The 13,442-nt window shown below is 66.1% G+C and carries 11 protein-coding genes; 3 read left to right on the top strand and 8 right to left on the bottom strand.

From position 1 onward, the window contains the following. From JOF57_RS02885 to JOF57_RS02855, 7 genes are all read right to left on the bottom strand, one after another. A complete protein-coding gene (locus JOF57_RS02885; RefSeq protein ID WP_209913454.1) occupies positions 1–1,386 on the bottom strand; it encodes a WS/DGAT/MGAT family O-acyltransferase in 1,386 nt (461 codons plus the stop codon). A 74-nt stretch (positions 1,387–1,460) separates the two neighbouring features. After that, the gene (gene narI, locus JOF57_RS02880) at positions 1,461–2,186 is read right to left on the bottom strand and encodes a respiratory nitrate reductase subunit gamma (RefSeq protein WP_209913452.1); all 726 of its coding nucleotides are present in this window, start codon (positions 2,184–2,186) and stop codon (positions 1,461–1,463) included. A gap of 13 nt (positions 2,187–2,199) precedes the next feature. Beyond that, positions 2,200–2,769 carry a nitrate reductase molybdenum cofactor assembly chaperone gene (gene narJ / locus JOF57_RS02875; RefSeq protein WP_209915746.1) on the bottom strand — a complete coding sequence of 190 codons (570 nt, stop codon included), beginning with the start codon at positions 2,767–2,769 and terminating at the stop codon, positions 2,200–2,202. Between the two features lie 108 nt (positions 2,770–2,877). Next, positions 2,878–4,521 carry a nitrate reductase subunit beta gene (gene narH / locus JOF57_RS02870; protein ID WP_209913451.1) on the bottom strand — a complete coding sequence of 548 codons (1,644 nt, stop codon included), beginning with the start codon at positions 4,519–4,521 and terminating at the stop codon, positions 2,878–2,880. After that, on the bottom strand, positions 4,518–8,198 hold the full coding sequence (locus JOF57_RS02865) for a nitrate reductase subunit alpha (protein ID WP_209913449.1): 3,681 nt from the start codon (positions 8,196–8,198) through the stop codon (positions 4,518–4,520). Before JOF57_RS02865 ends, narH begins: the two co-directional genes overlap by 4 nt. Then, positions 8,195–9,376: a nitrate/nitrite transporter gene (locus tag JOF57_RS02860; protein ID WP_209915744.1), complete on the bottom strand. Its 1,182-nt coding sequence runs from the start codon at positions 9,374–9,376 to the stop codon at positions 8,195–8,197. The genes JOF57_RS02865 and JOF57_RS02860 overlap by 4 nt, the downstream gene beginning before the upstream one ends. 205 nt (positions 9,377–9,581) lie before the next feature. Next, positions 9,582–9,992 (bottom strand): (deoxy)nucleoside triphosphate pyrophosphohydrolase, encoded by a 411-nt coding sequence (locus tag JOF57_RS02855; RefSeq protein WP_209913447.1) that lies wholly within the window; start codon positions 9,990–9,992, stop codon positions 9,582–9,584. 27 nt (positions 9,993–10,019) lie between these two features. Here JOF57_RS02855 and JOF57_RS02850 point away from each other — a divergent pair, with 27 nt between their 5' ends. Further along, positions 10,020–10,313 (top strand): 4a-hydroxytetrahydrobiopterin dehydratase, encoded by a 294-nt coding sequence (locus JOF57_RS02850; RefSeq protein WP_209913445.1) that lies wholly within the window; start codon positions 10,020–10,022, stop codon positions 10,311–10,313. On the opposite strand, the gene JOF57_RS02845 is transcribed toward JOF57_RS02850, so the two are convergent. After that, the gene (locus JOF57_RS02845) at positions 10,282–11,436 is read right to left on the bottom strand and encodes a mannosyltransferase (RefSeq protein WP_209915742.1); all 1,155 of its coding nucleotides are present in this window, start codon (positions 11,434–11,436) and stop codon (positions 10,282–10,284) included. The genes JOF57_RS02850 and JOF57_RS02845 overlap by 32 nt on opposite strands. 296 nt (positions 11,437–11,732) lie before the next feature. Here JOF57_RS02845 and JOF57_RS02840 point away from each other — a divergent pair, with 296 nt between their 5' ends. Next, positions 11,733–12,389: a hypothetical protein gene (locus JOF57_RS02840; protein WP_209913443.1), complete on the top strand. Its 657-nt coding sequence runs from the start codon at positions 11,733–11,735 to the stop codon at positions 12,387–12,389. A gap of 53 nt (positions 12,390–12,442) precedes the next feature. Continuing rightward, positions 12,443–13,417: an Rv1157c family protein gene (locus JOF57_RS02835; protein ID WP_209913441.1), complete on the top strand. Its 975-nt coding sequence runs from the start codon at positions 12,443–12,445 to the stop codon at positions 13,415–13,417. Positions 13,418–13,442 lie beyond the last annotated feature (25 nt).

Below are 13,442 nucleotides of genomic sequence, written 5' to 3'. Positions count from 1 at the left end.
TCAACCTCCTTCTACCAATTGCAGGGTACCCACCGGGGTGCTGCGCCAGTGGCCAATACTGATATCGACCAGACGGGCAACCGCACGCTCGATACCACGGGCCAGTTCGGCCACATCCGGTGCCGCGTCGTAATCGCCGATCACTCCGAAGGCCAGGCGGTCGGCATAGCTCATGATGGCGATGCCGGTCCGCAGCTGCATCGCCAGCGGTGGAATCGGAAGCAACCGGACGATCTCACAACCCATGACACGCAACCGATTCCGCGGACCCGGGACATTCGTGGCCACGGTGACGACCCCGCGTTGCGGCAACCGGGTCAGTGCCCGCACCGCCCATGCCGTGAGCGGGAACGGAATCGCATTCGCCGCGGACACCAGGATGTTCCCCGCTTCGCGCTGCCCACTGGCCTTGGCCCTGGACAGCCTGGAATGCACGGTGCGCAACTGCTGTACCGGATCGGCCTTGTCGACCGGAAGGTACGGCAACATCACCGACACGCGGTTGTCGGTCCGACCATCGGCATCTTCGGAGCGCACCGAAACGGGCACCAGAGTGCGCAGTGCGTCGCGCGTCGGCGTTTCACCGCGGCGGATGAGTGTGTTCCGGAACGTGTCGGTGATGGCCGCCAGCGCAACATCATTGACGGTCACACCGAATTCCCGGCATACCCTGTCGACGTCGCCCAACGACACCTCGCCGGTGGCATAGCGCCGCATGCTGCTCACCGGACCGGTCAACGAGGTAGCCGCCGCCGGACGCAGCAGACCGGTGACGATGTCGAGGGCGCCGTGCATGGCCTGTATCGCAGCAGCGGGCAGCCCGCTCGAAATGCGCCACGCCTTACCGATCCACTCGACAGGGCCGAAAACCGCTGTCCCCCCGGTAGCTTGGCGCTTCGCACCGTGTGCGGCCAGGCCACCGTCGTCACAAAGCCGGCTCAGCAGCCGCGTGGCCGCGATCCCGTCGGCGATGCAGTGGTGGACCTTCAGCAGGATCGCCCACCTGTCACTCTCCAGACCGTCGACGATCCAGCACTCCCACAGCGGGCGGTCCCGGTCGAGACGACGTTCCATGATGTCGGCGGCCCACCGGAACAGCGCCGCATCGTCGCCTGGCTGCGGCAACGCCGCATACCGAATATGGTGCGCCGCATCGAAGTTGGCGTCATCGACCCAGCAGGGCGCACCGAGGTCGAGCGGCTGGGTGTGCAGCAGTTGATGCAAGCGCGGTGCGGCCAGGGCCCGCTCGGCCAGCGATGCCATGACGGTATCGGGCCGGGGCATCGGGCCGTCCAACACGGCGATCGCCCCGATCGCCAGGCTCGCGTGCCGGTCGGAGTCCTCCGCTTCCAGGAACCCTGCGTCAAGTACGGTCAACTGCTCCATAGAACGATCGTCCACCCTCTGTCCCTGACCAGGCAGGGCCAAAGGTCCCTACTTTCGGGCGCCGGCCTGCTGCCTCACCAGCCCCGACGATGCGGCCGTGATCCGACCAACTCACTGCTCTCGGCGACATCACGGCTGCGGTACACGACGTAGGGACGGAACAGGTAGCCGATCGGGGCGCTGAACACGTGCACCAGCCGGGTGAACGGCCACAGGCAGAACAGCGCGAGTGCGATCATCACGTGGATGTGGAAGTACACCGGCGCCTGTGCCATCAGGTCACCGCGGGGCTGGAAGATCCAGATCGAGCGGAACCACGGCGACACGGTTTCGCGGTAGTCGTGCTCGGCACCCTCCGGTGTCACGCCCATCGCGGTGCAGGCGAAGCCCGCCACCATCGCCGCCACCAACACCACGTACATCGTCTTGTCGTTGACCGTGGTGGCCATGAAGACCGGGCCGGTGACGCGGCGACGGTAGATCAGCAGGGCGATTCCGACCAGGGCAGCAATGCCGGCGGCCCCGCCCAGGATCACTGCCTGGAGGTGATAGATGTGATCATTCATCACCAGGTTCATCCACGACTCGGGGATGAACAGGCCGATGACGTGCCCGATGAACACCACCAGCATGCCGAAGTGAAACATCGGGCTGGCGATCCGCAACAATCGCGACTCGTAGAGCTGCGATGAACGCGTGGTCCAGCCGAACTTGTCGTAACGGTACCGCCACCAGGTGCCGACTGCGACCGTCGCCAGGGTCACGTACGGCACGACGTCCCAGAAGATCTCCCAGTTCATCTTCGCGGTCTCCTTACGCCCTACGTGGCGGAACGGTCAGTTGAAATGGTTGCAGCCCAACAGATTCAGCTGGCGGACCGGCCATCATGAGTTGTGCCACGTCATCGACGGAAGCCAGGGACGGAAGGGTTGCGGCCACCGCAGCGACAACCGGCGAATACGGCGATCCCCCGTCGGCCAACGCCCGGGCAACCACACCGATCGGCACCCGATACTTGGTGAGCAGTCGCCGGCCCGCATCGGGGTCGACCGTTGCCGCGAACTCCAGCACCACCGGAAGATGATCGGGTGCCTCGCCTTTCGGTATCTCTACCCCCGCGGCACGGTAGGCCTGGGTGAATTCGACCATGTCCGCGCCGCGGTTTCGGGTATCCCCCGACGTCCAATACGTCAGGAGCATGGTGCAGCGCTTCTGGAGGTCGAAGGTCTCGACATACTCCTGCGCCAACGCCATGCTGGGCCGAAGGCTCAGCCCGACAACCGTTTCGCCCAGCAACGCCCTGGGCTCACCGGTGACGTGATCCAGCAGGCGGGCCGCGGCCTCCAGCCGGTCGGCATGGCCGTCGTCCGGGTAGGCGAGCATCAACGATGCCGCCTGCCACACCAAGCGGTCCTGCAGGCTGCTGTCGCGGGAGCGACGAATCAGGCCGCTGTCGGAGCGGCTTCTACGCTTCCTCACTCGTTCTCCTGACTAATCCTGCGGGAACATGCCCGACGGTGTTCCCCTACCGTCCCAGTTGAGCAGATTCACCCGCGATGGCCGTTCGGCGTTGGCGGCCATGCCGTCGCTGGTCTGCCGGTGTCGGAGCGCATGGAAGGTCTCCACCGCCACCGGCACCGGCCCGCCGCTGGCCTCGCCGAAGGGACCCGACTCGTACATCCCTGGCCCGCCCTCATAGGACAGTGAGCAGCCCGGTTCCTCGGCCCCGGGTATCGCCTCGGAGCTGTATGCGGTCGGAATGACGTAGCGATCTTCGTATTTCGCGATCGCCAGCAGCCGGTACATCTCGTACATCTGTTCCTCGGTCATACCGACCGCGGCCGGTATGTGCGGTTGGGTCTCGCGGCCGAGGTTGATGTCGCGCATGTAGGAACGCATCGCCGCCAGTCGGCGCAGCACCCCTTCGACGACGGCGGTGTCCCCCGCGGTGAACAACCCGGCCAGGTACTCGATCGGGATACGCAACGCTTCCAGCGCCCCGAAGAGATTACCGACGTCCTCGCCGTCGTGTCCGTCGCGGCTGACCGCGTCGACCACCGGCGACAGCGGCGGGATGTACCACACCATCGGCACCGTGCGGAACTCCGGATGCAGCGGCAGCGCAACACCATAGGTGTGGATGAGCTTGTACACCGGCGAACGCTGGGCGGCCTCGATCCACTCGTCGGAGATGCCCTCGGCCCGGGCCCCGGCGATCACCTCCGGGTCGGTCGGATCCAGCAGGATCTGCCGCTGCGCCTCGTAGAGGTCCTTCTCGTCCGGTACCGACGCCACCTCCAGCACCCGGTCGACGTCGTAGAGCACCAGCCCGAGGTAACGCAACCGGCCCACACACGTCTCCGAACACACCGTGGGCAACCCGACCTCGATCCGCGGGTAACACAGCGTGCACTTCTCGGCCTTGCCGGTCTTGTGGTTGAAATAGACCTTCTTGTAAGGGCATCCGGACACACACATGCGCCAGCCGCGGCAACGGTCCTGATCGACCAGCACGATGCCGTCTTCAGAACGCTTGTACATCGCACCCGACGGGCAGGATGCGACACACGACGGGTTCAGGCAGTGCTCGCAGATCCGGGGCAGGTAGAACATGAAGGTCTGCTCGAGTTCGAGCTTGATCTCCTCGCTGACCTGCTTGAGGATCGGGTCCCCCGGCACGATCTCCGGTGAGCCGGCCAGGTCGTCGTCCCAGTTCCCCGACCACGACACCTTCATCGGTTTTCCGGTGATCAGGCTGCGCGGCGGGGCGGTCGGGATGTGCTCACCCAGCGGTGCCGAGGTCAGGTTCTCGTAGTCGTAGGTCCACGGCTCGTAGTAGTCGTTGATCGACGGCAACTTCGGGTTCGCGAAGATCCTGGCCAGTTTGGCCAGGCGGCCGCCGTCGCGCAGTCGCAGCCGGCCACGACGGTCCAGCTTCCACCCCCCGCGCCACTTCTCCTGATCCTCATAAGTGCGTGGATACCCCTGCCCCGGACGGGTTTCGACGTTGTTGAACCAGACGTATTCGGTGCCGGCCCGGTTCGTCCAGGCCTGCTTACAGGTCACCGAACATGTATGACACCCGATGCACTTGTCGAGGTTCATCACCATCGCCATCTGGGCCATGACCTTCACTGGTATCGCACCTCCTGCGAGCGGCGGCGAACCACCGTCACCTCGTCACGCTGATTTCCGGTGGGGCCGAGGTAGTTGAACGCAAACGAGTGCTGCGCGTAGCCACCGGCCAGATGACTGGGCTTGACCAACAGCCGGGTCAGTGAATTGTGAATGCCACCACGGGTTCCGGTGGTTTCGCTCAGCGGCACGTCAATGGTCCGTTCCTGCGCGTGGTAGACGTACACCACCCCTTCTGGCATCCGGTGGCTGACAACGGCGCGGCACACCAGCACGCCGTTGCGGTTCACCGCCTCGATCCAGTCGTTGTCCTTCACTTCGATCTTCGCCGCATCCAGGGGGCTCATCCACATGGTGGGACCACCGCGGGACAGCGAGAGCATGAACAGGTTGTCCTGGTACTCCGAGTGGATCGACCACTTGGAATGCGGGGTCAGGTAGCGCACCGTCAGGCCGATGCCGTCCCGATGCCCTACCTGGGATTCACCGAACAGCCTTGCCATGTCCAAGGGTGGCCGGTAAATCGGCAGCTGCTCGCCGAGTTCCTCCAACCAGTCGTGATCGACATAGAAATGCATTCGCCCGGTGAGCGTGTGGAACGGTTTGAGCTCCTCGATGTTCACCGTGAACGGCGCGTAGCGGCGGCCGCCCGTCTCACTGCCGGACCACTCCGGACTGGTAATCACGGGCACCGGTCTGGCCTGGGTGTCGGCGTAGGTGATCCGGCGTTCCTCGCTGCCTTCGGCCAGGTGCACCAGCTTGCGACCGGTGCGCTTCTCCAGCTCCTTGAAACCCTCCACCGCCAGCCGGCCATTGGAGGTGCCCGACAGCGCGAGGATCACGTCGGCCATCCGTTCGGCTGTGGTGATGGCAGGCCGGCCCTGTGCCGCACCGGAATCCATCACCCCGAACTTCGAGCCGAGTTCACGAACCTCCTGGTCGGGATGGGTGGTGACGCCCTTGGTCGTCAGGCCCAAGCTGTCGACCAGCGGCCCGAGCGCCGACCACTTTTCCGCTATCGCCGGGTAATCACGTTCGACGACGACGAGCGGTCCCATCGTCTTGCCGGGAACCGGCGTCTCACCGGTGGTCCGCCAATCATGTTCGGTACCACCCGGATAGGCCATCGCACCCGGGGTGTCGTGCTGCAACGTGCCCATCACCACATCGGTGCGGGTACCCAGGTGCCGGGCCGCCAGAGCACTGAACGTCCGCGCGATCGCACCGAACGCCTCGAAGTCCGAACGGGTTTCCCAGGGCGGGTCGACAGCCGGACTGAACGCGTGCACGTAGGGATGCATATCGGTGCTGGACAGGTCGGCCTTCTCGTACCAGGTCGCCGCGGGAAGCACCACGTCCGAGAGCAGTGTCGTCGACGTCATGCGGAAGTCGATGGACATCAGCATGTCGAGCTTGCCCTCGGGGATGTCCTCGGTCCAGGCGACGTCCTTGGGCCGCAAGTCGTCCCCGGTGGGCTCGGCCTGCACATTCGACGTGGTGCCCAGCAGATGACGCAGGAAGTACTCATTGCCCTTGCTGGACGAACCCAGCAGGTTGGCCCGCCACACACTGAGCACGCGGGGCCAGTTGACCGGATTGTCCGGGTCGGTGACCGCCAGTTTCAGTTCGCCACTGGCCAATTGGGCGGCCACATAGTCCGGCACCTCCTGGCCCGCGGCGTTGGCCTCGTCGACCACATCCAAACTCGAGCGGTCGAACTGCGGGAAGAACGGTGTCCACCCCATGGCCACCGCCGAAGTCAACACATCCATGGTGTGCTTGTCGCGGAACCGGCCCCGGCCCACCGGGCTGGACAGCGCATCGGCGCGATAGCCGTCGTAGCGCCACTGGTCGGTGTGGGCGTACCAGTACGACGTCCCGGCCATCTGCCGCGGGGGGCGTGACCAGTCGGTGCCCATCGCCATCGCAGACCACCCGGTGACCGGTCGGCACTTCTCCTGGCCCACGTAATGTGCCCACCCGCCGCCGTTGCGGCCCATCGAACCGGTGAGCAGCAGCAGCGCCAGCACCGCCCGGTAGGTGGCGTCGCCGTGGAACCACTGACAGATGCCGGCACCCATGATGATCATCGACCGGCCGCCGGATTCCTCGGCGTTGCGGGCGAATTCGCGCGCCACCCGAATGGCCTGACCCGCAGACACCCCGGTGATCTGTTCCTGCCACGCCGGGGTGTAGGGCCGGGTGGCGTCGTCGTACCCGGTGGGCCAATCGCCGGGCAGGCCCGGCCGGTGCACACCGTACTGGGCCAGCATCAGATCGAACACCGTGCACACCAGGTGCTCGCCGACCCGCCGCACCGGTACACCGCGCTGCAGGGTCGCGCCGCTGCCGTCCACGGTGTCAAAACGGGGCAGCGTGATCTCGGCGGTCTCGAAGATGTCCCCCAGCACGGTCAGCGCGGGAGACAGGTCCTCCAGATCGAGATTCCACTTGCCGACACCGTCGTTGCCGAAACGGAACCCCAGCGAGCCCTGGGGTACCGCGACGCTGTCGCTGGCTCCGTCGAGCAGTACCGGCTTGAACGCCGCATTCTCCATGTCATAGCCGAGATCGGCGGCGGTGAGGTTCTTCCCGGGAACCAGCATTCCGTCGCGCTCTTCGAGCTTGACCAGAAACGGCAGATCGGTGAACTGGCGCACGTAGTCGACGAAGAACGGAACCCGGTTCTGTACAAAGCATTCGTCGAGGATGACGTGACCCATCGCCATCGCCAGGGCACCGTCGGTCCCCGCCGCACACGGCATCCATTCGTCGGCGAACTTGGTGTTGTCCGCGTAATCCGGGCTGATGCTGACGACCTTCGTACCGCGGTAGCGGACCTCGGCCATCCAGTGCGCATCGGGCGTACGCGTGACCGGGACGTTGGAGCCCCACATCATCAGATAGGACGCATCCCACCAGTCCCCGGACTCGGGCACATCGGTCTGATCGCCGAACACCTGCGGGGAGGCCACCGGCAGGTCGGCGTACCAGTCGTAGAACGACGTCATCACCCCGCCGATGAGCTCGACGAACCTTGAACCCGCCGCGAACGACACCATCGACATCGCCGGGATCGGCGAGAATCCGGCCACCCGGTCCGGTCCATAGGTCTTGATGGTGTGCACATGCGCGGCGGCGATCATCTCGGTGGCCTCGGTCCAGGTCACCCGCATCAGACCGCCCTTACCACGGGCCTGGTGATAACGCTTGCGGCGCACCGGATCTCCCTGGATGTCGGCCCACGCCAACACAGGGTCCTTCAGGCGGGCCTTGGCTTCCCGGTACATCTCGACCAGCACGCCGCGCGCGTACGGGTAGCGCACCCGCGTCGGCGAATAGGTGTACCAGGAGAAAGCCGCACCGCGCGGGCAGCCGCGGGGCTCGTACTCGGGGCGGTCGGGCCCGACTGACGGGTAGTCGGTCTCCTGGGTTTCCCAGGTGATGATCCCGTCCTTGACATAGATCTTCCAGGAACACGATCCGGTGCAATTCACTCCGTGCGTCGAGCGCACCACCTTGTCGTGGCTCCACCGGTCGCGATAGAAGACGTCGCCCTCGCGGCCTCCCTTGCGGGTGACCGTACGCAGATCGCCGGAGAACTCGCCGGGCGTGAAGAAGCGACCACTGCGCTCGAGCAGCTCCTCGATCGATCCGCCGACGCGGGGCTTGCTCATCGTTGGGCCTCCTTGGCCGGCTCGGGCTCGTGGGCATGCAATCTGAGTGCGGTGTAGGCCAACGCGACCAGCGCCGTCGCCACCAACAGGACCAGTCCGACCGTGTAGTCGTTGTCGACGGAATCGTAGGTCGCACCCATCACCAGCGGCGGGAAGTAGCCACCCAAACCACCTGCGGCAGCGACGATCCCGGTGACCGAACCCACTTCTTTCGCGGGTGCCCGGCGGGCCACCCAGGCGAATACTCCGCCCGTACCGATACCCAGGAAGATCGCCAAACTGATGAAGGTGGCCGCTGACCACACGTCGGGCGGCGGCTGGAACATCGCGATGAATGCCAACACGGCCGTCCCGGCGAACGAGGTGAGCACCACGTACTTCGGGGGTATCCGATCCGAGATCGCGCCGCCGATGGGCCGGGCCAGTACCGCAGCCAACGCGAATCCCGCTGTGCGGGTGCCCGCTTCGACTGCGGAGAAGTCATAGATCGTCTTGATGTAGGTGGGCAGGTAGTTGGTGAACGCGACGAAGCCACCGAAGACCACCGCGTACAGGAACGACATCTCCCACGTGACCGGCAGTTTCAGTGCGGACTTGAGTTTCGGCAACACCGGGTCGGTGTTGGGTTGGAACACCGGCGAGTTCCGCATCGCCACGAAGCACAGCACCGCCGTGAGCGCCAGGGCCACCGCGATGATGACGTGGGTGGTGAACAATCCGAACGCGCGCACAAGCCGCGGTGTGAAGAACGCCGACAGTGCCGTGCCGACCATTCCCATGCCGAACACGCCGGTTGCATACCCCCGGCGCGCGGGCGCATACCAGTTGTTGGCGAACGGGATGCCGACGGCGAATATGGTGCCGGCGATCCCCAGGAAGAACCCGCAGAGCAGAAGGAGCGGATACGACCTCGCCTCGCCCGCGGCCCCGACCGCCAGTACCGGCAGGATCGAGGCCAGCGTCACCGCGAGGAACATTGTGCGGCCACCGAATCTGTCGGTCAGCGCACCGACGGCGATCCGACCGATCGATCCGACGAGTATCGGTGTGGCGACCAGCATCGAAGCCTGCGTACTGCTGAGCCTCATGTCGCCGGCGTAGGTGGTGGAAAGCGGGCCGATCATGTTCCAGGCCCAGAAATTGATCGCCGAGACCCATGTGGCCAGCACGAGATTCATACTCTGGCCCTGGAGTGGCGCGCTAGCCGTGCTCACCTGACCAGCAAAACATCATGTCTCTGCGGTTGCGTCATTTTCCCGGAAACGTTGCAGGCGGTTTCATGGAAATGTAATCCGCAACATCAACATGCTGAAATTAGTTCAGTGCGGCCTGCGGTCGACTTTTGGCGCGAACAGACACGCGGGTACCCGAAATGACTTGGTTTCAGGTACTTTCACGTCTGCTCGCCGGAGAAAGCGCTGCGGCCAGGTCGGCCAGCCAGGCTCGGTCGGCGGGCACCCATGGCAGGTCGTGGAGTTCGTCGGCGGTCACCCAGCGCAGCGCCCGGTGATCGTGCGGCTGCGGGCTGCCCTCGGTCAACGTCGCCCGGTAGGCGCGCAGCGTCATACCCGTCGGCAGCGCGACGTCGGCACCGAGGCGGGCACCGACGATCACCCCGACACCCAGTTCCTCCCTCAGCTCCCGCACCAAGGCGTCCGCGTCGCTCTCCCCCGTCGTCACCTTCCCACCGGGCAGCTCCCACAGCCCGGCCAACTCCGGCGGCCGCTGTCGCTGAGCGACCAACAGCCGGCCCGCACAGAGCAGTGCACCGGCGACAACGATCTGCTCACTCATCGCGCCCGACGGTATACCGTCGGGTATATGGCCGTGTTATCGAACGATCAAGTCGACGCCGCACTGCCCGATCTGCCCGGCTGGGAACGTGCGGCGGGCGCCCTGCGCCGATCCACCAAATTCCCGACGTTCCTCGACGGAATCGACGCGGTGCGCCGCGTGGCTGAATTCGCCGAGCAGAAAGACCATCATCCCGACATCGACATCCGTTGGCGCACAGTCACGTTCGCCCTGGTGACGCATGCCGCCGGCGGCATCACCGAGAAAGACGTCCAGATGGCCAAGGAGATCAACCGGATTCTGGCCGGCCCGTCCGACTAGTTGTCGCGATCCAGGCCAGCGTGGCCAGGGTGGCGACGATGTAGATCAGGCCGGCCCAGGCCAGATACCAGGGGCGACTGATCTCCCAGATGGTCGGCTGGGCGAAGCTGAGCAGCCACGGCACCCCGATCAGCGTCAGCGCCAACCAGACCCACCCGAGGATTCTCGCGCCCAGCCGGTCGGCCAGCGGCCCGTGCAGCAGCCAGATCATCAGCGGGATCAGCCAGACCCAGTGGTGCGTCCACGAAATCGGCGAGAGCAACAGCCCGAACAGGCTGACGATCACGATCGCTCCGAGACGGTCGGCACTGCCGCCGATGGCCCGCCATGCCAATACGGCCAGGACCGCGGTGACGACGATGCCGAGCAGGACAACGGGGCCGTACCCGGCGTCATGGCCCAGTATCCGCGAGATCCCGCCACGCCAGGATTGGTTGAACGACGTTCCGATGGGGCCGATCCGGTCGGCATCACCGAGCAACTCGGTGAAGTACCGGCGCGCCTGGTCGCCGATCACCAGCGCGGAGACCGCGACGGTCCCGCAGAACACCACGGCCGAGAACACCGCGGCGCCCCACCGCCGCGCGCCGACAAAGTAGAGCCCCGACACCGCAGGCGTGAGTTTGATCCCCGCGGCCAGCCCGACCAGCAACCCCGACAGCCACCAACGATTGCTGTAGACGGCGTACAGGACTGCCAGCACCAGCACGACATTGACCTGCCCGTAGTCGAACGTGCTGCGCAGCGGTTCGGTCCAGATGCCCACGGCGGTCCACACCATGGCGACACGCCGGTCGGCATCCGGCCCCAGGAGCCGTTGACTGATCCGCACCACGCCGTACAACGCGGCGACGATGCCGATCTGCCAGCAGAACGCGACCAACCCGAACGGCAGCAGATGCAACGGGTAGAACACCACCGCCGCGAACGGCGGATACGTGAAAGGCAGTGGGAAATCCGGTGTCTGGTCCGCGTAGACGTAGTCATAGAGCGCGCCGGGGCCGTCCAGCATGGCGGCGCCACCGACGTAGACGTGCAGATCGACGAAGTTGGCACCGTTGGGGACGAGATACGTCCAGGCCAGGCGCGCCGCGATGCTGAGGATGAGCAACAACGGCGCCAGACGGTAGAGCCGCGCGGTTGCTGAGACGGGGGTGGCCGGTTCGGTGTTAACGCAGAAGACTCTAGCGACCCGCCCGACGCGGCACGCCGGCCCGCTTTGTCACGCCAGTGTGGCTCTCACTGCCGAGCGTCACTCCAGCGTGACATTCGGGGCGCTTCATCACGCCCGGGGCACTGCCCGATAACGAATTCGATCAGCGCAGTAACGGTTGAATAAACGCCACACGTGTCACTTGAGTCCCACCGGTAACTCGATAGTTTCGCTTTCAGACGTGCAAGCAACCGATTGGGAGAACCATGATCTTCACCTGGAAAGCACTTTCCACCAGCATGATCGCGGCCGCCGGCGCAGTCCCGGTCGCGTTGGCCCTCAGCGCCACAGCGAACGCCGAACCGGTGGCTCCCGCCCCGGTCCCCGCGCCGAACCTGCCGATCGTCAACCAATTCGCCGGCGTGCCGGCCGCCGCGCCGCAACTGCTGCAAGGGGTGAGTTCCGCACTGACCGGCACCCCCGCCGCCGCACCGGCGCCGGTTCCGTCGGCGACCGCCTCGGTGACGCTGCCGCAGGCGGCGACGGCCGTCAGCCCGGCAGCGGCCAATGCACCCCTGGGATCGCTGATGCCGGGCTTGCCCACCGCACCGGCTGTGGCTCCGGCCGCGACCGTCCCGACGGCGCCGGTCACCGGTCCGGCATCCCTGATTCCCTCGGCCGAGGTCACCATCCCGCAGATTCCCGGGATGCCCTTCTCGCTGCCCCAGAAGGTGAACATCCCGGGTGATCTGACCTCGCTGGCTCCGGTCGCGGCCCAGGCCGCCCTGCCGACTGTGGCGGCCCCGTTGGCCCCGGCAGCGGCAGCAGCTCCGGCGATTGCGGCTCCTGCCGCGGCCGCCCCGGCTGCGTTCAACCCCGAGATCGCGGCATTGGCGCCGCTGATCACCGCCGGCCTGCCCTGATCCCCGAACTGGTCTGACCGCCCGAAACGATTGGGAAAGCCATGACACCGCGTATGTCCCTGAAAACGATGTTCGGCACCGCCGCTGCAATCGGGTCCACCACCCTGTTGCTGTTCAGCAGCGCCGTAGCGAACGCCGATCCGGCACCGCTGCCGATCGACGCGTTGCAGGCGCCCGGGCTACCGGCGATGGAGAACCTGAGCCCGATCATCCAGCAGGCCGCAGCCGACCCCGGGGGCGCCGTACAGCTGTTGATGGCGGCCGCGCAGGCGTTCGCTGCCAACAAGTCGGAATCAGCGGAATCCCGCAATGTCGCGACGGCGGTCAACCATTTCGCGGCACAACCCGTCGCCGCGCCCGAGCATGTTCCTGCTCTGGGCGCCGGCGGCGACGCTCACCTGCCGATGGGTGTCGACCCGGCCCATGCGGCCGGGCCGGCCCCTGAGGCGCTGCCCGCTCCGGCTCCGGCTCCGGCTCCCGAAGCCGTACCGGCCCCGGCTCCCGCTCCGGCTCCGGCCCCTGAAGCGGCGCCCGCTCCCGGGGCTGTTCCGGCGGCAGTCACGATCCCGGCCCCTGACGCTGCGCCGGCCCCGGCGCCCGCCCCGGGATTCGGGCCCAATACGCCCACGAAGCAGGACTTCATGTACCCGTCGATCGGCAACGGGTGCCTCAAGGACGGCGGAAACGTTCTGGCGACGGCGATTTCAGTGGCCGGCCCGGCCACGATCCCGCTGCCCGGCCCGAAACCAGGCCAGACCGCGTACGTGTTCACTGCGATCGGCACTCCCGCCCCGGCCGCCGAGCAGAAGCTTCCGCTCAACGCCACGTGGGTGAACCTGACGACGGGCAAGTCCGGCAGCGTGACGCTGCAGCCGCGTCCGGACCTCAACCCCCAGGGCCCGACCACGCTGACCGCGATCGCCGATACCGGCTCCGGCAGCATCATGACCACGGTCTTCGGACAGGTCACGACAACCGAGATGCAGTGCCAGTTCATGCCGACCATCGGATCCACGGTGGTTCCCTGACCACACCATATGAATGGGGAAACGA

Source organism: Mycolicibacterium lutetiense, from assembly GCF_017876775.1.
In the GTDB taxonomy this organism is placed as follows: Bacteria; Actinomycetota; Actinomycetes; order Mycobacteriales; family Mycobacteriaceae; genus Mycobacterium; species Mycobacterium lutetiense.
Note: the sequence above shows the minus strand (reverse complement) of the source record. Positions and strands in the feature narration are given on the sequence as shown.

Coding starts and splice junctions, on each gene's coding strand:
- JOF57_RS02855 (WP_209913447.1), bottom strand. CDS start 9,992: ATGAGTGAGCAGATCGTTGTCGCCGGTGCACTGCTCTGTGCGGGCCGG.
- narI (WP_209913452.1), bottom strand. CDS start 2,186: ATGAACTGGGAGATCTTCTGGGACGTCGTGCCGTACGTGACCCTGGCG.
- JOF57_RS02860 (WP_209915744.1), bottom strand. CDS start 9,376: ATGAATCTCGTGCTGGCCACATGGGTCTCGGCGATCAATTTCTGGGCC.
- JOF57_RS02840 (WP_209913443.1), top strand. CDS start 11,733: ATGATCTTCACCTGGAAAGCACTTTCCACCAGCATGATCGCGGCCGCC.
- JOF57_RS02850 (WP_209913445.1), top strand. CDS start 10,020: ATGGCCGTGTTATCGAACGATCAAGTCGACGCCGCACTGCCCGATCTG.
- JOF57_RS02835 (WP_209913441.1), top strand. CDS start 12,443: ATGTCCCTGAAAACGATGTTCGGCACCGCCGCTGCAATCGGGTCCACC.
- JOF57_RS02885 (WP_209913454.1), bottom strand. CDS start 1,386: ATGGAGCAGTTGACCGTACTTGACGCAGGGTTCCTGGAAGCGGAGGAC.
- narJ (WP_209915746.1), bottom strand. CDS start 2,769: ATGCTCGCCTACCCGGACGACGGCCATGCCGACCGGCTGGAGGCCGCG.
- JOF57_RS02865 (WP_209913449.1), bottom strand. CDS start 8,198: ATGAGCAAGCCCCGCGTCGGCGGATCGATCGAGGAGCTGCTCGAGCGC.